Genomic DNA, 22,125 nt, shown 5'->3' with positions numbered 1-22,125 from the left:
CGTGGACCTCACCACCATCTGGTTTCTCCTCGTCGCCGTGCTGTTCACCGGCTACTTCATCCTGGAGGGCTTCGACTTCGGCGTCGGCATGCTGCTGCCGGTGCTCGGACGCGACGACCGCGAACGCCGCGTCATGATCAACACCATCGGGCCGGTCTGGGACGGCAACGAGGTGTGGCTGATCACCGCGGGTGGCGCCATGTTCGCCGCCTTCCCGGAGTGGTACGCCACCCTCTTCTCCGGCTTCTACCTGCCGCTGCTGCTGATCCTGCTGGCCCTCATCGCCCGGGGCGTGGCCTTCGAATACCGGCACAAGCGCCCCGAGGCGTCCTGGAAGCGCCGCTGGGACGCCGCCATCGTCGTCGGCTCGCTGCTGCCGGCGATCCTGTGGGGCGTCGCGTTCGCCAACATCCTGCGCGGCGTGCCGCTGGACGCCGACCACGAGTACGTCGGCGGTCTGTTCAACCTGCTCAACCCGTACGCACTGCTCGGTGGCGCGACCACCCTCGCGCTGTTCCTCACCCACGGCGCGGTGTTCATCGCCCTGAAGACCACCGGCGACATCCGGGAACGCGCCGGTGCCCTCGCGGTGCGCCTGGGCGTCGGCACCGCGGTGCTCGCGGTGGGCTTCCTGACCTGGACGCTCAGCATCCGCTCCAGCCCCGCCGCCGTCGTGCTCGCCGTCGGCGCGGCCGTCGCCCTGCTCGGTGGTCTGGCCGCCGCCAAGGTACGCCGGGAGGGCTGGGCGTTCACCGGCACGGCAGTTGCCATCGGCCTGGCGGTGGCCACACTGTTCGCCGCGCTGTTCCCGAACGTGATGCCGTCCACGCTCGACGCTGCGGGCACTCTGACCACCACGAACGCGGCCTCCACCCCGTACACCCTGAAGATCATGACCTGGGTGGCGGTGATCTTCACTCCGATCGTGCTTGCCTACCAGGGCTGGACGTACTGGGTGTTCCGCAAGCGCATCGGCGTGGCCAACATCCCGCAGCACTGACGGAAGTGACCTGACCGGCCGCCGCTGATCGGCGGCCGGTCAGGTCACGAGCAGGCGAAGGCCGAGTTCCGCCGCGTCGAGGCCGACGAGGTCACTGTTGCGTTCGGCCCACCGCCCCGAGGCGAGGTCTGCCCGCAGGTCGCGCACCGCCCGGTGCTCGGCCTCCGGGCCGACTCTGGTCCAGAGCGACAGACCCCGGCGCACCCGCTCGTCGAGGTACGCCTCGGGCCGACGCCAGTACGCCTCCAACAGGCCGTCGGCGCAGTCCCACGGGATCGGCACCTCTTCGATGCGGGCTCCGATCGCGCGGGCCTGCTCGACCAGCGGAGGCCGGTCGGAGAGAAGCTGTGCCACCTCGGGCAGGTAGTCGCGGGTGAGCCAGAACCGGCGGTGCCACCCGGTGTCACTGTCGTCGTGCGTGAACACCACCACCCGCCGGGCCACCCGTCGCATCTCGCGTAACCCGGCGATCGGGTCCGGCCAGTGGTGCACTGTGGAGACAGCCATCGCGGCGTCGAAGGACTGGTCCTCGAACGGAAGGTTCGCCGCGACGGCGGCCACGCACGGCGGCGCGCCCACCGGGCGCTGCGCCCGCATGAGCGCCGACGGCTCCACAGCGGTGACGTCGCGGTCGGTGGGCTCGTAGGAGCCGGTGCCAGCACCGACGTTCAGGACGGTCCGCGCGTCTCCGAGCGCCGCCCAGATCCTCGCGGCGATCCGCGGGTCGGTGCGCCGCGTCACCGTGTACGTGGCGCCGATGGTGTCGTACAACTGCCCACTGGTCATGCCGTCACCTCTCCCGAATGTCGACCCGATGTATCGGGCCGATACGTCGAGACGCTATGTTCTGGCGGACCGGGCCGCAAGCCCCTGCGCGGGCGCGTGCCAGCCTTCTCCGAGCGCGCACAGGGGACGACCGGTACCCGGCCGAAAATGAGCGGCCCGGCGACGAGCCGCCCCGCTACGGTGTGCCGATGCCCGCCACCGTCCACGTCCGCGAACTCACCGTCGACGACCTCGACGACGCCTGGGAGCTGAACTGCCTCGCGTTCGGATCCGACCCGCAGCAACGCCATCCGCGCACCAGAGTCGACGTGCCCGGCATGACCCGCTACGGCGCGTTCGACGACAACGGCCGGCTCGTCGGCAAGGCCGTCGACCTGCACCACGACCAGTGGTGGGGTGGCCAGGCGGTGCCGGCCGCCGACGTGGGCGGGGTGGCCGTCGCCCCCGAGGCCCGGGGCAGGGGAGCGGCCCGCGCGATGCTCACCGCCCTGCTCCGCGGCGCCAACGAGCGCGGTGCGGCCCTCAGCGCGCTGTATCCCACAGTCGCCGCCCCGTACCGCGCCTGCGGCTGGGAAGCGGCAGGCGTGCTGCGTACCCTCGATCTGGCGACCGCCGCGCTGCCCCGGCACCGGCCGGATCCCCGGCTCACCGTCCGCGCCGGCACTCCTGCGGACCTGCCCGCCGTCACCGCCCTGTACGAGCGGGTCAGCCGGAACCGCAACGGGATGCTCACACGCCGGGGTGAACTGTTCGACGTCTCCGCCGCCGACGGCGGCCTGCCCGGCGACGCGCTCACCCTCATCGAGGACGGCGGCGACCTGGTCGGCTACGCGAGCTGGGAGCGGGGCCGTGGCTACGACGCCAACTCCGTGCTCACCGTCGACGAGGCTCTGGCCGTGACCCCGGAGGCCGCCCGGGAACTCGTCGGCGTGCTCGGCAGTTGGGCAAGCGTCGCGCCCACCCTGCGGCTGTGCCTCCTCGACGGCGACGCCGTCAGCACCCACCTGCCGCTGGAGTCGGCCCGCGAACACCAGCGCAACCTGTGGATGCACCGGCCGGTGGACGTGGCGCGGGCGGTCGCCGCACGGGGGTGGCCCGCCCACGCCCGGGGTGCTGTCGACTTCGCCCTCGCCGACCCGCTCGCCGAGTGGAACACCGGCACGTGGCGGTTGACGGTCGCCGACGGCGCAGCCGAGCTGACCCGGGTCGGCGTAGAGCCGGACCTGCACCTGAACGTACGGGGCTTCGCCCTGCTCTACGCCGGCGCCGCCCGCGCCCAGGCGGTCGCCGAGGCGGGTCTGCTGCACGCCACCGGTGTGCGGCCCGACGCCCTGGACCTGCTGGGTGCCGGCGGCCCGGCGCAGATGCTCGACTATTTCTGACCGGCCGGGTCGGCCGGGCCGGCACTCTGGCCTGACCGCCGCCGCGCCGCAGGTCGGCTTGCCGCGCCGTAGGCCAGCCTGATCGACTCGGGCTCCTGGAAATCGGGGTGTTCCGGCCGCCCGGACACCGCGATTTCACCGAACCCGAGTCGATCATATGGATGACGCCGGAAGTGTGGCCAGCTCGGCGTTGGCACGCTGGGTGACCAGGGTGAGCACCCGGGCGACGGTGGCCGCCTCGTCGGCGGGGATGTCCCCGTACAGCCGGCCGGTGATGTCCCCGACGGCCCCGGCGATGCGAGCCTGCACGGCACGCCCGGTGTCGGTCAGCCGAATCGCCGGGCCGACGGCGGAACTGTCGCCGCCGACCGAAGCATCGCCGATGGCGGCACTGTCGTCACCGACGGAAGCACCACCGTCGGGGGAGGCATTGCGCGCGAGGTCGGCGTCGAGGAGCTCGGCGATGATCTGCTGCACCGCGGGCTCGTCGACCTTGAGTGTGCCGGTGATTCGCTGTACGAGCCGGTCCCGTTCGACGGCACCGGCGGCGAGGACGTTGAGCGCGAGCACCTGCCCGAAGCTGACGCCGAGCGGCGCGACAGCCCGTTCGAGCAGGGCCCGGGTGGCGTAGTGGGCCTGGCCGATGACCTGCCCGGTGAGGGTGGGAGTGGACATGACGCCTCCTTCGAAACGTTGGCATCACCAACGTTGGTGCGGCCAACGTAGCACGAGTCGTGGGTCGCACCAACGATTGCTGTTAGGCTGCTGCCCATGGAGTCCAGCTCCCCGCAGGCGCCCGCGGGGCTACGCACCACCCCGAGCTGGCTGCTCAGTCAGACCGCCAGCCACGCCGCCCGACTCGTCGCCGCGGGCTTCGCCGCGTACGACCTGCGCGGCTACCACTTCCGGCTGCTCGCCGCGCTGGCCGAGGGAGGCCCCGCCAGCCAGGCCGACCTCGGACGTCGCTGCGCCATCGACCGCAGCGACGTCGTGGCGGCCGTCAACGAGTTGGCCGGTCGGGGGCTCGTCGTCCGCGCCCCCGACCCGGCCGACCGCCGCCGCAACGTCATCAGCCTCACCGCCGCCGGCGCCGACAAGGCCCGACAGTTGGCCGACACCGTCGGCCGGGTCCAGGACGACCTGCTCGCCCCGCTGTCGGCAAGCGAGCGTACGGAGTTGACGCGCCTGCTAACCCGGCTGCTGGAGCATCACAGCCAGCGCTGACCCGCCTCAGCGGGCCTCGCGCAGCTCCGCCAACCGTGCCTCGATCTCGGCCAACTCGGCCCGCAGTTTCTCGGCCTGCTGCTCGGCCTCGGCCCGCTCGGTGCCGAGAATCTGCTCCACCGCCTCCTGCACACCGGGCACGTCGACGAGCGCCACCATCTTCAGCGCCTCGGCCGGCTTCACCACGTACGGCTTCGCGAGCGCCTTGCTGCCCTGCTGCGCGGCGACAGTCCACTCGCCGTCGGCGTACGCCAGCGTCACCGTCAGCCCTGCCGGGCCCTTCGGCTTGGTCGCCTTGACCGCCCGCCGCGCCGGCGGCTTCTCCACCTGTTCCACCTTCGGCTCCTCCCGCCGCTGCGCCGGCACCCGCGGCGTGTCCAACACGAACTCCGGTTCCGGTGCCGCAGGGGGCTCCGGTGTCGGCGGCTCCGGCTTCGGCTCGACAACCCGGCGACCGGCGCCCTTGGGGGCGATCGCCAGGTCGGCGGGGGAGAACGGCAGCTCGTCGCGGCCGAAGCGCACCACCACGAACTCGTCGGACACCTCCGGGTCGGTCAGCTCGATGACCTGGCCCACCTGGCCGGCGATCTGCCCCGCCGAGGCGGTGAACACCACCCGCGGTTTACGCCCGGCCGCCAACGCCTCCCGCAGGCTCTGCACCTCGTCAGTGGACAAACCCTGGCCGGCATCCATCGCAACCCTCTTCCGTACACCTGTTTGATTGCTGTCTTGATACCAGTCCACTGCGACACGCGCCGCACGGGGCTCGCGCCCGTTCAGCCGCCCAGCGCCCGCAGTGCCCGATCGGCGTGGTCGTTCATGCTGACCTCGCTGTGGATGACGTCGATGACACGCCGGTCCGTGCCGATGACGAACGTCATCCGCTTGGTGCTCAGCGGACCCAACGGCAGCCGCCGCCGCACCCCGAACCGCTGCGTGACGACCCCGTCCGGGTCGGACAGCAGCGGATAGTCGAAGCCGTGTCGCGCGGAGAACTCCGCCTGCTTGTCCACTGTGTCGCGGCTGATGCCCACCCGCGTCGCGCCCACCGCCGTGAACTCCGCAGCCAGGTCCCGGAAGTGGCAGCTCTCGGCCGTGCAACCCCTGCTCAGGGCCGCCGGGTAGAAGAACAGCACCACCGGACCGGTCGCGAGGAACTCCGACAACCGCCGTGGGGTGCCCGTCTCGTCCGGCAGCTCGAAGTCCTCCACCACGTCGCCGACAGTCACATCCGCCACCGCGCACCTCCGCTTGTCAGTCGGGACAGGCGGTGAGCGTAAGCGATCACGCCCAGAGCGCCGCCACCTCATCCGCCAGCACAGCTGCCTGCGCCCGACCGGCCCGCGCCGACCCGGCCCGCCGCGCGGGGTCCAGCACGTTGCGGCCGATCGCCCTACGCGCGCCCTCGTCCGGCGTCACCACAAGTACCCGCGACCCGGCCTGGCGCAACTGCGCCACGTGCGCCGACAGCCGGGGCATCGGACCGAACGCCCCCGACGTCGGCGCGATCACCAGCACCCGCCGCGCGCCGGACGCCAGGTCCGCGTTCACCGCCGAGCGCATCCCGCCGTCGATGTAGCGGCGCGCGCCGATCGTCACCGGCGGCCACACCCCGGGCACCGCGCAACTGGCCCCCACCGCGTCCACCAGCGACACTCCGCTGTCGCCGTCGAACACCACGAACTCGCCCGAGGCGGCGTCCACGGCGGTCACCAGAAACCGCCGTGCCGGCCACTCCCGCACCGGCAGGCGGGCCTCGATGACAGCGCGGCGCGAGGCCTCCGACGGGGTACGCGCCGCCACCGCCATCGCCCCGATCCGTGCCCGTGACCGCACCGCGTCCCGGGTACGCCCGCCGGCCCAGACCAGCCGCGCCAGCGCCATGAACCCCAGCCGTGCCGGCCGCTCGCCCGACGGCGGCGTCAACTGCTCGGCGTACAACTGCTCCAGTGGTAGCCCCGAGCACACCTGCGCGCCCACCACCGAGCCCGCCGACGTGCCCACCACCAGGTCCGCCTCGGAGACGTCCACGCCCCGTTCGGCCAGTCCGGCCAGCAGACCCAGCTCCCAGGCCACGCCGGTCACCCCGCCACCACCGAGCACCAACGCCCGTTCCATGTGACTCTCCTCTCGACGACCGGTCCGCGTCGGTCACGGTAGCGTCGGCGCGACCGGTACGCGCCCCAGGACAGCAGCGGAGGCACCATGGCACCCGTCACCGTCATCACCGGCGGAGGCCGGGGCATCGGCGCGGCCACCGCCCGCCGCCTCGCCGCTGCCGGGCATCACGTCGCGCTGTGCTACCTCCGCGACCACGCCGCCGCCGAGGCGGTCGTCGCCGACCTGCGGGCCGCCGGCGTCGCTGCCGTCGCGGTGTGCGCCGACACCACTGACCCCGACCAGGTCGACGAGCTGTTCACCGCCGCCGAGCGGCTCGGCCCGCTCACCGGCCTGGTCAACAACGCCGGTGTCACGAGCCCCATCGGCCCGTTCACCGAGCTGCGCGTCGAGGACCTGCGCCGCGTCGTCGACGTCAACCTCATCGGGTACGTCCTCTGTGCCCAGCAGGCGGCCCGCCGGATGACCGACGGTGGGGCGATCGTCAACGTGTCCTCGGCGGCGGCGACCCTCGGCGGCCCCGGTGAGTACGTGCACTACGCCGCCGCGAAGGGCGCCACCGACACCCTCACCGTCGGCCTGGCCAAGGAACTCGCCCCGCGTGGCATCCGGGTCAACGCCGTCGCTCCCGGCATCGTGCGCACCGACATCCACGCCGTCTCCGGAGTGCCCGACCGTCCCGACAGGGCTGCCGGCCGCATACCGCTGGGCCGGGCCGGCGAACCCGACGAGATCGCCGCCGCCATCGCGTGGCTGCTCGGCCCGGACGCCTCGTACACCACTGGCACGGTGTTGCGCGTCTCCGGCGGCCTCTGATCCCGACGGTCCGCCCCGCCCCAGTGCCGCGAGGCCTCCTGCGCGCCGGTTCGACAGCATCGGTCAGACTCGTTCGTACCCCGCGGCCGCCCGACCCCCTGGTCGCGCGACCGCCGTACCCCTCGTCCGATGGTTGGAGCGCATGTCCCACACCCTCCTCGCCTGGTTGGCCGGCGGCGTCCTGCTGGTGGGCGCCGGGCTCGCGACGACACTGGTCCCCGCCCGGCGGGCACGCGACCGCAAACGGCGGGCCGCCTGGTCGGCCGCCCGCGCTGCCATCGACAGCGCGACGGTCAGCCGGGACGCGGCACCGGACCCGGTGCCGGCGGCCGAGCAGTTGCTGGCCCGCGCCGAGCTGATCGCCGCCGACCGCGGCGGGGTTTCGGCAGCCCGGACGGCGGAGCAACACGCCCGGCAGGCCGACCGGTTGTGGCGGGCGCACCCGTGACGGCCCGCAGGTCGCACCGCTACGAGGCCCTGCGTTGGGCGCTTCTGGGCATCGCCGTTGTCGTCCTGGTGATCTTCCTGGGTGCCCAGCAGCAGCACGGCGCCGACGTGAGCTACGGCCGGTCGCCGGCTGACTCGACGACGGTCCCGAAGGGCCCGCCTCCCCGGGGAGGCGACCCGACCGTCCCGTCGGTGGAGGAGATGACAGCGCTGGTGGCCGGCAGTCCCGTGGTGCGGTTGCCCGGCTCGATCGCACGGTGGGACGAGCAGCAGGTCCGTGCGGTGGCCGGCGACCACCCTGTCCGCATCCTGGTCGCGCCACCCTGGCTCGACGAGGACGAACAACGCCGGGTACGCGACGTGGACAACGCCACCATCACGGTGATCGGCACCGAGGTGTCCGGCGGCATCTACCGGGCCGTGCCCGATGACCTGCCGAGCTGGCGTGCGAGCTTCGCCACCGCCGACGTGACGGGCTCGCTCGTGGCACTGATCGCCGCGCTGCGGGAGGTGCCCGCCCCGGCCGACCAGGACGTGGTGCGCTGGCGCGAGCCGAGCGGCCCGGAGTTGACCGCCGTCGCCGCCGACCTGCGGGCCAAGGGCCTGCACGCCGCCGCGGGAGCGAGCCTCACCGCGGTGCCGGACAAGGCCGCGAAGACCGCGTTCCCGGACGGCGCCCTGTACGTGGCGCTTCCCCCGCAGCCGTTCGGTGAGCCCCTGCCTCGCTTCGGTCCGGCACTGACCGGCCTGTTCCCCAACACCCCGATCATCGTGATGTACGGCAACTGGATCGAGTACCACGGCCCGGCGGCGGACTTCTCTGAGGTGGCCGGGGCTAGCTTCTACGGCCACTTCGCCGACCGGATCAGTAAGTACGACTATTCGCAGGACCAGGTGCTCGCGGTCTACCTGAACCGGGTCACCGACATCCGCTACTCGGGGCTGTTCGACCGTCCGCTGCCGTACCGGCCGGTCGACCCGCTGCGGGTGGCGCTGCCCGTGCTGCCGTGGCTGTTCGCGGGTTGCGTGGCGACGTTCCTGGCCCTGTCGGTGCGGTCGCTGCGCCGGCCGGACGGCACGGGGATCCGGCGGGGCAACGGCGCGCCGGCCCGGCTGGCCGGTCTCACGGCGCTCGCCGTCGAGATGTCCCTGCTGACCGACGCGCGTAGCAACCCGGCGTTGACGAGAGGCATCGTCAAGCTCCAAGCGGCCCGTGCCGCGTTGGACGAGGAGCTGCCGGAGCATCACGTGCTGTCGTTGCTGAAGGAGGCGGCCGAGGAACTGGACGACGGCGCCCGGACGTCGGGCCTGACCAGTTACCGCCCCGAGCTCTACCTACAGGGCAGGTTGTCGTGAAGAAGTCTCTTCGAGGATGGCTCGGCGCCCTGGTCAGCACACCCTTCGGTCTCGCCGTGCTGGCATGCCTGGTGCTTGCCGCCTGGGCACTGTGGACCGGCGGGGTGCTCGACGGTCCGGCCGCCCGTCAGGTCCGCACGTCCTCGGTGTACGCGGCACCGGGCGTCGACCTGGACCGGGCCGCGGCCGAACGGATCATCGGCAACCGCCGGCTCGTCGTACTGCTGCTCAAGCCGGGCGCCGACCTGCGGGACGGCTGCCGCCAGGTCAGGCGCGCCGCCGAGGGAAACGTCGTGCTGGTGATGAGCCCCGACGGCGACGACTACGACACGTGGGGCTGCGCGTTGCTGCCCGGGCGCGACGACGAGAACTTCGGGCGGGCCGTCGTGGCGGAGACCATCATCAGCCGGGGCGTCGACAGTTTCACCGACCGCCCGCTGGACGCGCTGAAGGTCGTCACCGTCAACTACGACCTGTTGGTGAAGGCCGGCACCGTACCCGACGGCACGCGCACGATCAGCCCGTCGCTGCCGCGTTTCCTGCTCGCGGGGGCGGCGATCGTGGCCGTCGTCATCGGCTCGGCTGCGATCTATGTGGCGGGTCGCCGGGCGGGCCGGCTCGCGGCCGCCCGTCGGCACCGGCGCGACGAGCACGCCGACGCGAGTAGCGCGCTGGGCGCCGGCGCGGCCGTGCTGGCTCAGCAGATCATCGACCTCGACAAGCGGTACGCGGCGACGCGCCGCCGCAGCGGCGTCACCGATGTCGAGAAGGACTTCGGCAGGCGGTACCTGGAGCTGACCTCGGACTACGCCGGGCTGCTCGACCGCATCGAGACCGTCGACGCGAGTGACGACGCAGCCGTGCGCCAGCTCATCGGGCACGTCGACGAGCTGAGCCAGCGGGCGACGCAGGCGAGTCGGTGACGGCGGCGCCGGCCGGCTTCACGACCCGGTCGGCTCCGCCCGCCACACCCAGTTGCGCCGCTCGTACAGCGGTGTGAGGCCGACCCGGAGCATGTTTGTCAGCGACGGGTTGGACGAGCCCGGGTCGGGTCGGCCCGTCTCGGAGACGACCCACCGGCAGCCGGCCCGCTCCGCGGCGGCCGCCCGGGCCGTCAGCAGCGCCGACTGCGCGCCCCGACCCCTGTGGCTCGGCAGTGTCGCGCCGGTGTTGAGCGAGCCCACAGCGCCGTGGACGAACAGGTTGGCGGCGGCGACCATCTCGTCGCCGTCCCAGGCGGCGTACGGCTGGAAGCGGGGGTCGCGCACGGCGCCGGTGAGCATCGGTCCGAGGTGCTGCTCGGGCATGCCGAAGCAGCGCAGCACCACCGACGCCCACTGGCCGTGCAGCTCCGGGGGCACTGGGCCGACCCGCAGGTCGGTGTGGCCGGGTCGGAGCGTTCCGATCTCGGCGGCGAGCTTCACCCAGGTGCTGCCGCCGGTGATGTTCTCCCGCGCGCAGATGTCGTCCCAGTCCGCAGGTAGCAGGTCGGGAGCGATCTGGAGGACGGCGGCAGGTGTCGCCTCGGCGCGGTAGAAGTCGCACACCGCGGCGATGAGGTCGGCGCTGACCGGCTCGTCGAAGCCGAACCCGAGCGCTTTGCTCCAGTAGCCGGTGGGGTCGTGTCGCATGGAGAGCACCACCGCGCCGCCCATCCGGGTGGCGGCCATGCCGAGGGCGGCTCGGACGTCGGTGGGCGCCCCCGCCTCGTACTGGAACATGAACTCGGCCTCGGCCTGTTCGGCGAGCGCGAGCATCGTCTGGTCGGTTGTCACGGGGGACCAGACTGCCACGGCGGTCGCGTCGCGGGTGGGCGGGTGGCGCCACGACTGCCTGGTCACTGCCTGCGAGCCGTCGGCCGCAATGGGTTGACCGACCCCACCACAGCCCCTATCGTTCCAGTACGTAGAACGGCGTACGGCTCAGTCGAACGATTTGGTGGTTGGTAATGGTCGAGGCAGCTCTGGGCATCATTGTTCCACCCGCCAACCCGACGGTTGAGCCCGAACTCCGTCGCCTGCTGCCAGCGCGGGTCCGCTACCACGTCGCCCGGCTGCCGGTCGTGAACGGGTCACTCGCACAGCGGCTGGACCGCTACGCCGAACTGCTGCCGGACACCGCCGCCACGCTCGACGGCCTCGACCTGCGGGCCACCTACGTCGCCTGCACCGGCTGCTACTACCGACCGGGGCGCGGCGACGTGCACCGCACCGACAAGGCGGCGAGCGGGCGCCTCGGCTCGCCGGTGTTCGGGGCGGCGAACGCGGTCCGGCAGGTGCTCGACCGTCTCGCGGTCCGGTCACTGACCCTGATCTCGCCGTACCCGGACTGGCTCACCGAGCAGGCGGCGGCATTCTGGCGCGCGAACGGCCGCAGTGTCGGCACGCCGGTGCCGGTGCCCGGCACGGGCGCCATCTACGACCTCAGCTCGACCACCGTCCGCGACACAGTGCTGCAGACCCTGCGCTCGCTTGCCGACGACGGCTTCCCGCCCGGGCACGCGGTGCTGCTGACCGGGACGGGCGCACCCAGCCTGGACGTCCTCGACGAGGTCCTGCCGCAGGCACCCGTCCCGGTGCTGTCGTCGAACCTCGCCGGCGCCTGGCAGTTGCTGGAGACCGCCGGGATCACCCACCTGGCGGGCGAGTCGCCCAGCCCGGCGTTGCGGCACCTGGCCGCCACCCTGACCCAAACCCCCTCGACCGGAATCGTCGGCGTTGTCGCCGGCGGGAAGGAGTGACCGTGGCGTCCACCAGTCACGCCGTGCAAGCCCCAGTCGTCGTCCTCGGCGGCGGGCCGGTGGGCATGGTGACGGCCCTCGCCCTGGCCCGCCGGGACATCCCGGTGATCGTTCTCGAACGTGACCCGGACGAGGTGCGGTCGGAGTGGCGCGGCTCCACCGTTCACCCCCCGACCACCGAACTGCTCGACGAACTCGACCTGGCCGCCCCACTGCTCAAGGAGGCGGTCCGGGTACACCGGCTGGACTACCGCGACCTGGAGCTGACCGAGTCCGCCTGCTTCTCCTACGAGGCGCTCGAAGGCGAGACCCGGTACCCGTTCCGGTTGCAGTACGAGCAGTACAAGCTGGTCCGGCTGCTGCGCCGCGCGGTCGCCGAGACGCCGAACATCGACATCCGGTTCGGGCACGACGTGGTCGGCCTGCGTCAGGACGACACGCATGTCGAGTTGGACGTGACCGTCGACGGCGCCCCGAGCGTGGTGAGCGCCCAGTGGGTGGTGGCCGCCGACGGCGCGCACAGCACCGCCCGCAAACTGCTCGACGTTCCGTTCCCCGGTTTCACGTACCCGACGCTGAGCCTTGTGGTGGCCACGCCGTTCCGCTTCGAGGACGCGGTGCCCGATCTCGGCGCGGTCGGCTACTGGTCCGGCCCGAAGGGCCGTTTCTCGCTGATCAGAACCCCCGACATCTGGCGTGCGGCGCTGTCGACGGGCACCGGCGTCGACGACGAGCCCCCGTCCGGCACGCACCCGGCCTTCCTGGCCGCCGTGGACCTGCTGCTGGGCGGCAAGCCCGACGCCCGTGAGTTGCCGCTGAGCCAGCACCAGACCTACCGCAGCCACCAGCGGCTCGCGGAGTCCTTCCGGATCGGCCGGGTGTTGCTGGCCGGCGACGCCGCCCACCTGAGCAGCACCACCGGCGGCATGGGTCTGAACTCGGGCATCCACGACGCGGTGGCGGTAGCCATCGCGCTGGCCGAGCCGGACCCGGACACGGCCACCAGCGAGTACGCGCAACGTCGCAGGTCGATCGCCGAGCGCTTCGTCCAGCCGACCACGACGGAGAACCGCACCTCGGCCGACGGTGTCGAACTGGCCGGTCGCCGCGAGCGGCTGCTGCGCCTGCGGGCGCTCGCGGACAACCCCGAGGACGCCCGAAACTACCTCCGTCGTGTCAGTATGCTCGGGATCCAGCACTAGACGTCGGGCCGTTCACCACAGCCAGATCGGTCAACCGCTGGCGTGTTCCTATGCACCTTCGAGAGGTGATCTGAATGGGGATCAGCGTACCGGCGTCCGAGCCGGAGGACGGTCATCGCTACACGACGAGCGGCCTGGGTCGCGCTCTGGCCGTGATCGACCTCCTCGCCGAACGCAGCCCGGAGATGATCGGGGTGTCGACTGTCGCCCGGGTCCTGAACCTGCCCAAGGCGGTGGCCCACCGCATCCTCAAGGAGCTGACGGCCAACCAGTTCGTCACGTTCGACGAGGGCACCCGGCGCTACCGGCTCGGGCCGGGCGCTCTCGCGGTCGGGTTGGCCGCCCTGCGTGCCATCGACGTGCAGGCGATCACCAACCGGCACATGCGGCGGTTGGTGGAGGCCACGGGGGAGACCGCGACCCTGTCGATGCGGCAGGGGTGGGTGCGGGTCTACACCGACCAGGTGCTCTCGCCGCACGAGATCCGGATGTCGGTGACGCTCGGTTCCCGTCATTCGCTTGTCGCCGGCTCGTCGTCCAAGGCGATCCTGGCGGCCCTGCCCGATTCCGAGATCGCCGAATACCTGGCCACCCATGAGCTGGTCTCGGTCACCGCGGCCACCATCACGTCCGTCGAGCAGCTCTGGACCGACCTGCGGGAGGTCCGTGAGCAGGGCTACGCGGTGAGCCGGGGCGAGCGGCAGGCCGGCGCGGTAAGCGTGGCGGCGCCGATCCGGCTGGCCTCCGGCGAGGTCTACGGGTCGTTGTCGCTGTGCGGCCCTCAGGACCGTTTCTCGGCGCAGCTGCTCGTCGAGTACGGCGAGCTGGTGGCCGACGCGGCCCGCCAGGTCAGCGCCGAGCTGGGCTATCAGGCCCCCGCGGCGCAGGAAGCCCCGCAGCCGGAGCCGGTGCAGCGCAAGCGTGCGCCCCGGCGTCAGGCGACGCGGTCGGTCGCGGACCACGCCGCGACCAGTTCGGCCGAGGTCGTCGTCTCGCAGAAGTAGAAGCCCAGGTTGCGGATCGCCGCCTCGGCGAGGTCCGCACGGGTCCAGCCGACCAGGTCGGTCGGCATCGTGGTGGTCAGGTCGGCCATGTACGCGTCGCGGATGGTGGAGTCCACGCAGACGTTGGCGGCCGTCCCGACCACCACCACGTGGTCACGTCCGTGCGCGCGGAGCAGGTTGTGCAGGGGCGTGCCGACGAACGCGCTGTAGCGCGTCTTCTCCAGGTGGCAGTCGCCCGGCTCGGGGCGCAGGCCCTCGGCGAGTTCGGCGCCCCAGGAGCCTGCGGCGCAGACGCTGAGCGGGCTGCGGCCCATCGCCTCGGCACGGGCCCGCCGGGCCGGTGACACGAGCTGCTCGTGGGCGGCCTGCCGCACCCAGATGACCAGGCATCCCGCGGCCCGCGCCTGGTCGAGGAAGCGCGGCAGCCTGCGGGCCAGCTCGGTGTTCACGCTGACGTCGGCGCCGAGCTTCGCCATGGCCCCGACGGGGGAGCAGAAGTCGTTCTGCATGTCGATGACCAGCACCGCTGTGCGCTGCGACAGGTGTTCCATGAGGGTTTCTCCGGGGTTGGGCGATTAGTAAGGAACTAGTCGTATGGAGTCGGGCCTTGCGGACCATTGACCTCGCCGCTGAACATAGCTTACGTTCCCTCCAACAGAACGGCGTACTGCACAAGCGAACAGCGTCGCGTAATTTCACGGACCGGCCGGTGACAGGGGTACCCATGAGTGCGATCAAAGTGGAGGGCGTCAGCAAGGTCTTCGCCGGCGCCGGTGGCCAGTCGATGCTCGCGCTGAGCGACGTCTCGCTCGACATCGCCGACGGTGAGTTCGTGGTGCTGTTGGGCCCGTCCGGCTGCGGCAAGACGACACTGCTGCGGATCATCGGTCAGCTGGAGAGCCCGACCGTGGGGCGGGTACGAATCGACCACGGCGACCGGCAGGAGAACGCCGACCGCCCGCTGGGCTTCGTCTTCCAGGAAGCCACGCTGATGCCGTGGCGGTCGACGGGCGCCAACGTCGCCCTGCCGCTGGAGATGGCCGGCGTCGGCCGCCGGGAGCGCGAGGCGAAGGTCCGCGAGATGCTGGCCCTCGTCGGGCTGCCCGACGCGGCGAGCAAGCTCCCGCACCAGCTCTCGGGCGGTATGCGGCAGCGGGTCTCCATCGCCCGGGCGCTCGCGCACGACCCCCAGGTGCTGCTCATGGACGAGCCGTTCGGCGCCCTGGACGCGCAGACCCGCGACATGATGAACGCGGAGTTGCAGCGCATCTGGCTGGAGAACCGCAAGACGGTCGTCTTCGTGACGCACTCCGTCTCCGAGGCCGTCTTCCTGGCCGACCGCATCGTGATGCTGGGGACCAAGCCCGGTCACATCCACTCCATCACCGAGGTGACGCTGCCGCGGCCGCGCACCCTCGCGATGACCGAGTCCGCCGAGTTCCGCTCCCTCGCGACCGAGCTGCGCCGCCAGATCGGCGAGGTGCAGCAGGACAACGACATTCGACCCGCCGTCTCGGCCTGATCAGCAACTGAGGTGTCGCACGTGACCACTACAGATCAGCGCCACCCGGCGCCGACGTCGCCTACCGCAGAACAGCTACGCCCTCCGCCGCTGACGCTGTCGCAGCGACTGCGCAACAACCGCTGGCTGTCCTTCTACACCAGCCCTCTGCTCGTCGCGCTGTTCCTGGTCGCCTGGAAGATCTACGTCGAGGTCACGGACCTGTCCCGGTTCGTGCTCCCGGCGCCGGAGGCGGTGTTCAAGTCCTTCATCGAGCAGATCACCGACCCGTTCGTGTGGCAGACCCACATCTGGACGACCTTCTACGAGGTCATCATGGGTCTGGCGCTGGCCATCGTCCTGGGCGTGGGGCTCGGCCTGATGATCGGCAAGTCGCCGCTGTTCGACCGCATCGCCCGACCGTTCATCGTCGCCACCCAGGTGGTGCCGAAGGTCGCGCTGGTCCCGCTGTTCATCCTCTGGCTGGGCTTCGGCCCGTCGTCCAAGGTGGTCATGGCGGCGCTGCTGGCGTTCTTCCCGCTGCTCATCAACACCTCGTTCGGTGTCCGTTCGGTGCCGGGCTCGATGCACGACCTGATGACGACGCTGAAGGCGTCCCGCTGGGAGCGGTTCTGGCGCGCCGACCTGCCGTACACGATGCCGTTCATCCTGGCCGGCATGGAGCTTGCGGTCGTCCAGGCGACCATCGGCGCGATCGTCGGTGAGTACCTCGGCGGTGACAAGGGCCTCGGCCGGTACGCCGTCAACCTCCAGAACGGCCTTCAGGTCGACAAACTGTTCGGCGCGATCCTGATCATGGCGTTGTTCGGCTTCACCCTCTACAGCATCGTGACCGGCGCCCGCCGGCTGCTGATCCCCTGGCACGAGTCCGTGCAGCCACGCCGTACCCCCTGACAGGTCCGCTCCTCCCGATCCCTGGTCGGCGCCGCGACGCGGCGCGGGCAGGTCACACCTTGCCTTTCTCCGTCGCACACCTTCATCCCCCTCCTCCGTACCGGGAGATCTTCATGAGAAACGACCGTTCAATTGGCGCGCCGGTCTCGCGGCGTTCGTTCCTTCGGGCCAGCACCACAGCCGGGCTCCTGCTGCCCACCGCCGGTGGCATGACCCTGCTGCTCACCGGCTGCGGCGGCGACGACGACAAGGTCAACGCCGACGGCAGCCTCAACGGCTCGTACATGACCGCCTCCGGCATGACGCTGAGCTTCGTGGAGACGATGGTCGCCAAGGAGCGTGGCTTCTTCTCCGAGTTCGGGCTGAGCCTGGACATCAAGGGCGGGCAGGGCACCGCCACCGCCATCCAGGCGGTGCTCGGTGGCTCGGCCGACCTGACCCGGGCCAACGGCATCAACGCGATCATCGCGGTGGCCAACGAGGACGCCCCGTTCGTCAGCATCGCCAGCGTGCGGCAGAAGTCGCAGTTCGAGGTGGTGTCCCTGCCGAACAAGCCGATCCGCAACCCCGCCGAGCTGGCCGGACGCACCTGCGGCATCGTCTCCACCGGCGGCGCCACCGAGAACCTGCTCGACGTCATGCTGATCAACGCGGGGGTCAACCCCACGTCGGTGAAGCGTCCGGTCACCGGTGTCGGCACCGCCGCGTACGAGTTGGCCCGCAAGGGCGATGTGGACGCGTGGATCTGCGTCAACACCGACCGGGCCACCATCCAGAAGGACGTCGGCGAGGTCGTCTTCTTCAGCACCGACGACTTCGCCCCGATGCCGTCGGACTCGTACAACACCAGCGCCAAGATGGTCGAGTCGGGCAGCGACATGCCTGTGAAGTTCCTCGCCGGCGTGCTCAAGGCGATCGACTACGCCAGCAAGGAAGCGAACTGGGATCAGGTCATCAACGACCTGCGCAAGTACAACCCGGAGGCCGACCCGGCCCAGGCCCGTGCCGAGCTGCCGCTGCTTGTGGAGAGCTGGCTGGCGGCCGGCCCGGACAAGGCCCTGGAGATGAACGAGCAGACCTGGCTCAAGGGTCAGGAGAGCCTCATCAAGGCCAAGCTGGTGAAGTCTGCTGCGCCGATCGACAAACTGATCAACCGCAGCTACCTCGAGCGCGCGAGGAACCTGTGACGGGCGGCCCGGCCGCCGCCAGCGCCGCCTCCGCGGTCCTGGCGGCGGCCGCGGCCAGCGGTGTGCGACGGCTGTGGTTCAACAGCGGCTCCGAGCTGACCTCGTTCCAGGAGGCAAGCGCGCAGGCCCGGCACCAGGGCGAGCCGACCCCGCAGATCATCACCTGCCCCCACGAACACGTCGCGCTCACCGCGGCGATGGGCGAAACGATGGTCACCGGCCAGCCGTCCATGACCGCTGCCCACGCCGACCTCGGCCTGCTGCACCACGGCGGCGCCATCCACAACGCCATGTGGGGCGACCACCCCATCATGATCATGTCGGGTTATCCGCCCACCCGCGCCGAGTCGCGCAACTCGCCGGTGTTCTGGAAGCAGCAGCGCTGGGACCAGGGCTCGATCGTGCGGCAGTACGTCAAGTGGGACTACAAGCTGTCCGCCCTCGACGACGCCGCACTGGTGGTGGCGCGTGGCCTCCAGGTCGCGCTCGCGCCTCGGCGGGGCCCCGTCTACCTGGCGATGCCGGAAGAGGTGGGCAGGTACCCGATCCCGGTCGGCAACCCGGTCCCCAGCGCCCAACGGCTCGGCATCCCGACCCTGGGACCGGGCGACCCCGGCGTGGTCAGCGAGGTGGCCCGCCGCCTCACGACCGCCCGGCGGCCCGTCATCGTCACCGACCGCGTCGGCGTCAACCCGCACGCCGTGACGTTGCTGGCCGAGCTGGCCGACACCCTCGGCGTGGAGGTACGCGCCACCCGCTACCGGATGAACCTGCCCGACGACAACCCGTGGCACACCACAGCGCCACTTGACGAGTTCGACGTCATCATCGTGCTTGACCATCCGGTGCCGTGGATGCCCGCCGTGGAACGCCCCCACGACGACGCGTGGATCGGCTGGGCCGGGCCCGACCCGATCGAGGGTCGTGTCCCGCTGTACGAGCTGCGCGCCGACGCGCGTACCACCGCCGACCCGGCGGCGTTCCTCGCCGCCGTGCTGGCCGAGGTCGGCGCGGCCGGACCGGGCGACGCCGACGCCGTACGCCGGCGGCGGCAACGACCGCCAGCCGCCGCGCCGCGACCGGCCGGTGGCAACGCGGCGGTCTCCGGTGCTCCCACGCCCGCGCTGATCGCCGCCGCCCTGGACCGGCACCTGCGCCCCGACGACCTGCTGACCTGGGAGGTGTTCGACACCGCGCCGGTCCGCCGGACGAAGCCGGGCACCCTCTTCGAGAAGGGCGGGTCCAGCCTCGGCTGGTCGGTGGCGGCGGCCACCGGCGCCAGCATGGCCGCCGGCGGCGCGCACGCCGTGGCGGTCACCGGGGACGGCTCGTACCTGTTCGGCTCGCCGGACTCGTGCCTGTGGTTGCAGCAGCAGCACGACGCGCCGGTGGTCACCGTGGTGGTCAACAACGGCGGCTACCGCACCGGCACGACAACCCTTGCCGCGCACTACCCGGACGGCCTGGCCGTCACCGAACCCACAGTGCTCGGCGGCCACCTCACCCCGTCGCCGGACTTCGCGGCGCACGCCCGCTCGCAGGGCTGCTACGGGGAGCAGGTGGTGCGGGCGGCCGACCTCACCGCGGCCCTGGACCGGGCCCGTACGGCGGTGGCGCGCGACCGCGTCCCGGCCGTGCTGGACGTCTGGGTGCCCGAGCATCTCACCGGGTCGATGGACCCGGCACGCCGGGCGCGCCCGGCTCACGACGAAGGGAACACCGATGGCTGATGTCGTTTCGCCTATCGACGGCCGGGTCCTGACCCACATCGCGCCCGCCTCGCCTGCCGAGGTCGACGCCGCCGTCCGGGAGGCGCGCGCCGCCCAGCCGGCGTGGGCCCGCCGCACCGGCAGCGACCGTAGCCGGATCCTGCACGCGGTCGCCGACCTCATCGAGGCCCGCATCGACGAGCTGGCCGAGACCGAGACCCGCAACACCGGCAAGATCCTCAGCGACACCCGCCGGGAGGCGATCCGGGCCGCGAACAGCTTCCGCTACTACGCCGGCTGGGCCGAGCAGGTACGGGGCGAGACCATCCCGGTCGGGCCGGAGTACCACACCTACACGGTGCCCGAGCCGCACGGCGTCGTCGCCGGTGTCATCCCGTGGAACGTGCCGTTCTTCTTCGCGGTCAAGAAGATCGCCCCGGCGCTCGCCTTCGGCAACGCCTGCGTGCTCAAGCCGGCCGAGGAGACGCCGTTGACGGCCCTGCGGCTGGCCGGCCTGCTGGCCGAGGCGGGTGTGCCCGACGGGCTGGTGCGGGTGCTGCCCGGTGGCCGGGAGACCGGCGTGGCACTGGTGTCGCACCCGGACGTCGACCTGATCGTGTTCACCGGCCACCACGACACCGGCAAGGCGATCGCCCGGTCGGCGGCGGCCAACCTCACCCCGGTGGCGCTGGAGCTGGGGGGCAAGTCGCCGCAGGTCCTCTTCCCCGACGCCGACCTGGACCAGGCCGTGGACGCAGTGGTGCTGGGCGTATTCGCCTCCTGCGGGCAGATGTGCATCGCCGGCTCCCGGCTGGTCCTGCACGAGTCGATCTACGACGACGTGCTGGACCGGGTGGCCCAGCGGGTACGGGCGCTGCGGGTGGGCGACCCGTTCGACGCCGAGACGGACCTGGGTCCGCAGATCACCGCCGTGCAGCGGGACAAGACGGCGGCGTTCATCGCCGAGTCCCGCGGCGCGGGTCGGCTCGTCGCGCAGGCCACGCTGCCGGACACCGAGCGGCTGCGCAACGGCTTCTACGTGGCGCCGACGGTGTTCGACAGGTTGGACGACAATGCCCGCCTGCTGCGCGAGGAGGTGTTCGGGCCGGTCCTCGCGGTGTCGTCCTTCCGCGACGACGCCGACGCGCTGCGGCTGGCAAACGACACCGAGTTCGGCCTGGCTGCGGGCATCTGGACCGCCGACATCGCCCGCGCACACCGGTTCGCCGGGCAGGTGCGGGCGGGCACGGTGTGGATCAACACCTACCGGGTGATGTCCGACCTGGTGCCGTTCGGCGGTGTCGGCCTGTCCGGATACGGCCGCGAGAACGGCACCGAGGCGGCCCGGCTCTACCTGCGCTCGAAGTCGGTGTGGACCTCGCTGACCGGCGGCACCCCGCAGGGGTACGGCATGGGAGGCGCTGGTGCGGCAGGCTGACCGCCCGGCCGGGTCACCGGTTGACGCGCCAGCCGACGAGAGGGGCCGCGGCGGTCTCGCGTTACTGCGGGACCGTCGCTTCGGCCCGTACTTCTTCGGGTCGTTGGCGTCGAACACCGGCACGTGGTTCCAGAACGTCGCGGCGATCCTGACGATCTACGCGCTGACCCGCTCGGCGTTCATGGTGGGTCTTGTCACCGCCCTGCAGTTCGCCATGCAGTTGGTCCTCGCCCCGGTGATCGGGGCGTTGGCCGACCGTGTCGACCGGCGGCGGCTGATCATCGTGGGGCAGACGCTCGGCGGTTCCGCAGCGGCGGTGCTCGCGCTGCTGGCCTTCCTGGACGCGTTGAATCCGGGTCTGCTGCTCACGTTCATCGGGTTGTCCGGGGTGGGGCAGGCGATCACCGGTCCGGCCGCGCAGGCGTTGGTGCCCAACATCGTGAGCCGCGCCGACGTGCCGCAGGCGATCGCCCTGCACTCGCTGACGTTCAACCTGTCGCGGGCCATCGGCCCGGTGGCCGGGGCGGCCACGTACGCGGTGGCCGGCGCCGGTACGGCGTTCGCCGTCAACGCCGCAAGCTTCCTGGCGTTCGCGCTGGCGCTGCGTGGTGTGCGGCTACCGAAACCGGCTGCCGGCGCGCGGGGCAGGCTGGGCGTGTTGGGCGGGGTCGCCTACGTACGGCACCGGCCGGTGCTGGTGCGGTGCCTGGTGGCGGTGGCCCTGATCGGCCTGGCGATGGAGCCGATCAACACGTTGTCGCCGTTGTTCGCCGAGAGCTTCGGCGGCGGTGACCTGCTGGTGGGTGTCTTCATCACGTTCTTCGGCGTCGGCTCGGCGCTTGTCGCCGTCTTCGTGGGCCGGCTGCGACGCACTGTGGGCAGCGGCAAGACGGGCGCGGTCGGTGTGGCCGCGCTGGCCCTCGGGATGGCGGTGTTGGCGGTGAGCCCGGGGCCGGTGCTGGCCACCGTCGGCATCGCCGTGGGCGGGGCCGGCTATCTGCTCGCGGTCAGCGACGTCAACGCCACCATGCAGGAAGGGCTGTCCGACGCGGTGCGTGGCCGCGTGATGGCCCTGTGGTCGATGTGTTTCCTCGGTATCCGGCCGGCCGCGGCGATGCTGCACGGCTGGCTCGGCGACACGTTCTCGGCATCTGCGGGAGCGTTCGTCGCGGCCGGGTCCGCGGTGGCCGCCGCTGTGGTCCTGCGCGGTCGGCTGACCCGGCGCGGTGACGCCGCCGGGCCTGTCCAGCAGGGATGACAGAGCGCGTCGCCGTTGACCCCGCACCGCATTCCAACCTAT

Annotated in this window: 22 protein-coding genes and 1 pseudogene; 16 read left to right on the top strand and 7 right to left on the bottom strand. The window is 71.8% G+C overall.

Features of this window, described 5'->3' with window-relative positions:
- Position 1: 1 nt before the first annotated feature.
- Positions 2–1,000, top strand: a complete 999-nt coding sequence (cydB, locus tag ACPXB1_RS26570; protein WP_355596573.1) for a cytochrome d ubiquinol oxidase subunit II — start codon at positions 2–4, stop codon at positions 998–1,000.
- 39 nt (positions 1,001–1,039) lie between these two features.
- On the opposite strand, the pseudogene ACPXB1_RS26565 reads toward cydB, so the two are convergent.
- Positions 1,040–1,774: pseudogene (locus tag ACPXB1_RS26565) on the bottom strand (class I SAM-dependent methyltransferase); the annotation flags it as partial.
- Between the two features lie 200 nt (positions 1,775–1,974).
- On the opposite strand from ACPXB1_RS26565, the gene ACPXB1_RS26560 reads away from it, so the two are divergent.
- Positions 1,975–3,168, top strand: a complete 1,194-nt coding sequence (locus ACPXB1_RS26560; RefSeq protein WP_425735932.1) for a GNAT family N-acetyltransferase — start codon at positions 1,975–1,977, stop codon at positions 3,166–3,168.
- Between the two features lie 153 nt (positions 3,169–3,321).
- On the opposite strand, the gene ACPXB1_RS26555 is transcribed toward ACPXB1_RS26560, so the two are convergent.
- The gene (locus tag ACPXB1_RS26555; protein ID WP_355596569.1) at positions 3,322–3,843 is read right to left on the bottom strand and encodes a hypothetical protein; all 522 of its coding nucleotides are present in this window, start codon (positions 3,841–3,843) and stop codon (positions 3,322–3,324) included.
- 96 nt (positions 3,844–3,939) lie between these two features.
- Here ACPXB1_RS26555 and ACPXB1_RS26550 point away from each other — a divergent pair, with 96 nt between their 5' ends.
- The gene (locus ACPXB1_RS26550) at positions 3,940–4,392 is read left to right on the top strand and encodes a MarR family winged helix-turn-helix transcriptional regulator (RefSeq protein WP_355596567.1); all 453 of its coding nucleotides are present in this window, start codon (positions 3,940–3,942) and stop codon (positions 4,390–4,392) included.
- A 6-nt stretch (positions 4,393–4,398) separates the two neighbouring features.
- Here the strand turns inward: ACPXB1_RS26550 and ACPXB1_RS26545 are convergent, their stop codons facing one another.
- The 3 genes from ACPXB1_RS26545 to ACPXB1_RS26535 all read right to left on the bottom strand — a co-directional run bounded on the left by ACPXB1_RS26545 (position 4,399) and on the right by ACPXB1_RS26535 (position 6,510).
- On the bottom strand, positions 4,399–5,085 hold the full coding sequence (locus tag ACPXB1_RS26545) for a hypothetical protein (RefSeq protein WP_355596565.1): 687 nt from the start codon (positions 5,083–5,085) through the stop codon (positions 4,399–4,401).
- Between the two features lie 83 nt (positions 5,086–5,168).
- Positions 5,169–5,630 (bottom strand): peroxiredoxin, encoded by a 462-nt coding sequence (locus ACPXB1_RS26540; RefSeq protein WP_355596563.1) that lies wholly within the window; start codon positions 5,628–5,630, stop codon positions 5,169–5,171.
- Positions 5,631–5,676: 46 nt separating this feature from the next.
- The gene (locus ACPXB1_RS26535) at positions 5,677–6,510 is read right to left on the bottom strand and encodes a patatin-like phospholipase family protein (RefSeq protein ID WP_355628350.1); all 834 of its coding nucleotides are present in this window, start codon (positions 6,508–6,510) and stop codon (positions 5,677–5,679) included.
- Between the two features lie 87 nt (positions 6,511–6,597).
- Between ACPXB1_RS26535 and ACPXB1_RS26530 the strand changes: the two genes are divergently transcribed.
- From ACPXB1_RS26530 to ACPXB1_RS26515, 4 genes are all read left to right on the top strand, one after another.
- Complete coding sequence (locus tag ACPXB1_RS26530) at positions 6,598–7,326, top strand: SDR family NAD(P)-dependent oxidoreductase (RefSeq protein WP_355596559.1); 729 nt, start codon at positions 6,598–6,600, stop codon at positions 7,324–7,326.
- A 142-nt stretch (positions 7,327–7,468) separates the two neighbouring features.
- Positions 7,469–7,774 carry a DUF6403 family protein gene (locus ACPXB1_RS26525; RefSeq protein ID WP_355596557.1) on the top strand — a complete coding sequence of 102 codons (306 nt, stop codon included), beginning with the start codon at positions 7,469–7,471 and terminating at the stop codon, positions 7,772–7,774.
- Positions 7,771–9,129, top strand: a complete 1,359-nt coding sequence (locus ACPXB1_RS26520) for a hypothetical protein (RefSeq protein ID WP_355628347.1) — start codon at positions 7,771–7,773, stop codon at positions 9,127–9,129. The genes ACPXB1_RS26525 and ACPXB1_RS26520 overlap by 4 nt, the downstream gene beginning before the upstream one ends.
- On the top strand, positions 9,126–10,052 hold the full coding sequence (locus ACPXB1_RS26515) for a hypothetical protein (protein WP_355628344.1): 927 nt from the start codon (positions 9,126–9,128) through the stop codon (positions 10,050–10,052). The genes ACPXB1_RS26520 and ACPXB1_RS26515 overlap by 4 nt, the downstream gene beginning before the upstream one ends.
- An 18-nt stretch (positions 10,053–10,070) precedes the next feature.
- On the opposite strand, the gene ACPXB1_RS26510 is transcribed toward ACPXB1_RS26515, so the two are convergent.
- A complete protein-coding gene (locus ACPXB1_RS26510) occupies positions 10,071–10,904 on the bottom strand; it encodes a GNAT family N-acetyltransferase (protein ID WP_355628341.1) in 834 nt (277 codons plus the stop codon).
- Between the two features lie 173 nt (positions 10,905–11,077).
- Between ACPXB1_RS26510 and ACPXB1_RS26505 the strand changes: the two genes are divergently transcribed.
- The 3 genes from ACPXB1_RS26505 (at position 11,078) to ACPXB1_RS26495 (ending at position 14,075) form a co-directional block, all read left to right on the top strand.
- Positions 11,078–11,869, top strand: coding sequence for a maleate cis-trans isomerase family protein (locus ACPXB1_RS26505; protein ID WP_355596549.1), 792 nt, complete (start codon positions 11,078–11,080; stop codon positions 11,867–11,869).
- A 2-nt stretch (positions 11,870–11,871) separates the two neighbouring features.
- On the top strand, positions 11,872–13,071 hold the full coding sequence (locus tag ACPXB1_RS26500; protein ID WP_355628338.1) for an FAD-dependent oxidoreductase: 1,200 nt from the start codon (positions 11,872–11,874) through the stop codon (positions 13,069–13,071).
- A 74-nt stretch (positions 13,072–13,145) separates the two neighbouring features.
- Positions 13,146–14,075: an IclR family transcriptional regulator gene (locus tag ACPXB1_RS26495; RefSeq protein ID WP_425735931.1), complete on the top strand. Its 930-nt coding sequence runs from the start codon at positions 13,146–13,148 to the stop codon at positions 14,073–14,075.
- Here the strand turns inward: ACPXB1_RS26495 and ACPXB1_RS26490 are convergent.
- Entirely contained in the window at positions 14,006–14,626 is a 621-nt protein-coding gene (locus ACPXB1_RS26490) for a cysteine hydrolase family protein (RefSeq protein ID WP_355596543.1), read from the bottom strand. The genes ACPXB1_RS26495 and ACPXB1_RS26490 overlap by 70 nt on opposite strands.
- Before the next feature lie 173 nt (positions 14,627–14,799).
- Here ACPXB1_RS26490 and ACPXB1_RS26485 point away from each other — a divergent pair, with 173 nt between their 5' ends.
- The 6 genes from ACPXB1_RS26485 to ACPXB1_RS26460 all read left to right on the top strand — a co-directional run bounded on the left by ACPXB1_RS26485 (position 14,800) and on the right by ACPXB1_RS26460 (position 22,083).
- Positions 14,800–15,597, top strand: coding sequence for an ABC transporter ATP-binding protein (locus ACPXB1_RS26485; RefSeq protein ID WP_355596541.1), 798 nt, complete (start codon positions 14,800–14,802; stop codon positions 15,595–15,597).
- A 21-nt stretch (positions 15,598–15,618) separates the two neighbouring features.
- Entirely contained in the window at positions 15,619–16,491 is an 873-nt protein-coding gene (locus ACPXB1_RS26480; RefSeq protein WP_355596539.1) for an ABC transporter permease, read from the top strand.
- 113 nt (positions 16,492–16,604) lie between these two features.
- A complete protein-coding gene (locus tag ACPXB1_RS26475; RefSeq protein WP_355596537.1) occupies positions 16,605–17,678 on the top strand; it encodes an ABC transporter substrate-binding protein in 1,074 nt (357 codons plus the stop codon).
- Positions 17,675–19,408 carry a thiamine pyrophosphate-dependent enzyme gene (locus ACPXB1_RS26470; RefSeq protein WP_425735930.1) on the top strand — a complete coding sequence of 578 codons (1,734 nt, stop codon included), beginning with the start codon at positions 17,675–17,677 and terminating at the stop codon, positions 19,406–19,408. Before ACPXB1_RS26475 ends, ACPXB1_RS26470 begins: the two co-directional genes overlap by 4 nt.
- Positions 19,401–20,825: an aldehyde dehydrogenase family protein gene (locus tag ACPXB1_RS26465; RefSeq protein ID WP_355596533.1), complete on the top strand. Its 1,425-nt coding sequence runs from the start codon at positions 19,401–19,403 to the stop codon at positions 20,823–20,825. Before ACPXB1_RS26470 ends, ACPXB1_RS26465 begins: the two co-directional genes overlap by 8 nt.
- The gene (locus tag ACPXB1_RS26460) at positions 20,812–22,083 is read left to right on the top strand and encodes an MFS transporter (protein WP_355596531.1); all 1,272 of its coding nucleotides are present in this window, start codon (positions 20,812–20,814) and stop codon (positions 22,081–22,083) included. Before ACPXB1_RS26465 ends, ACPXB1_RS26460 begins: the two co-directional genes overlap by 14 nt.
- Positions 22,084–22,125 lie beyond the last annotated feature (42 nt).

Source organism: Micromonospora sp. DT68 (genome assembly GCF_049847245.1).
In the GTDB taxonomy this organism is placed as follows: domain Bacteria; phylum Actinomycetota; class Actinomycetes; order Mycobacteriales; family Micromonosporaceae; genus Micromonospora; species Micromonospora profundi.
Note: the sequence above shows the minus strand (reverse complement) of the source record. Positions and strands in the feature narration are given on the sequence as shown.

Excerpts from the sequence above, each read along its gene's own strand:
- ACPXB1_RS26560 (WP_425735932.1), top strand. The coding sequence starts at position 1,975 with ATGCCCGCCACCGTCCACGTCCGCGAACTCACCGTCGACGACCTCGAC.
- ACPXB1_RS26555 (WP_355596569.1), bottom strand. The coding sequence starts at position 3,843 with ATGTCCACTCCCACCCTCACCGGGCAGGTCATCGGCCAGGCCCACTAC.
- ACPXB1_RS26550 (WP_355596567.1), top strand. The coding sequence starts at position 3,940 with ATGGAGTCCAGCTCCCCGCAGGCGCCCGCGGGGCTACGCACCACCCCG.
- ACPXB1_RS26545 (WP_355596565.1), bottom strand. The coding sequence starts at position 5,085 with ATGGATGCCGGCCAGGGTTTGTCCACTGACGAGGTGCAGAGCCTGCGG.
- ACPXB1_RS26535 (WP_355628350.1), bottom strand. The coding sequence starts at position 6,510 with ATGGAACGGGCGTTGGTGCTCGGTGGTGGCGGGGTGACCGGCGTGGCC.
- ACPXB1_RS26530 (WP_355596559.1), top strand. The coding sequence starts at position 6,598 with ATGGCACCCGTCACCGTCATCACCGGCGGAGGCCGGGGCATCGGCGCG.
- ACPXB1_RS26525 (WP_355596557.1), top strand. The coding sequence starts at position 7,469 with ATGTCCCACACCCTCCTCGCCTGGTTGGCCGGCGGCGTCCTGCTGGTG.
- ACPXB1_RS26505 (WP_355596549.1), top strand. The coding sequence starts at position 11,078 with ATGGTCGAGGCAGCTCTGGGCATCATTGTTCCACCCGCCAACCCGACG.
- ACPXB1_RS26495 (WP_425735931.1), top strand. The coding sequence starts at position 13,146 with ATGGGGATCAGCGTACCGGCGTCCGAGCCGGAGGACGGTCATCGCTAC.
- ACPXB1_RS26490 (WP_355596543.1), bottom strand. The coding sequence starts at position 14,626 with ATGGAACACCTGTCGCAGCGCACAGCGGTGCTGGTCATCGACATGCAG.
- ACPXB1_RS26485 (WP_355596541.1), top strand. The coding sequence starts at position 14,800 with ATGAGTGCGATCAAAGTGGAGGGCGTCAGCAAGGTCTTCGCCGGCGCC.
- ACPXB1_RS26475 (WP_355596537.1), top strand. The coding sequence starts at position 16,605 with ATGAGAAACGACCGTTCAATTGGCGCGCCGGTCTCGCGGCGTTCGTTC.
- ACPXB1_RS26465 (WP_355596533.1), top strand. The coding sequence starts at position 19,401 with ATGGCTGATGTCGTTTCGCCTATCGACGGCCGGGTCCTGACCCACATC.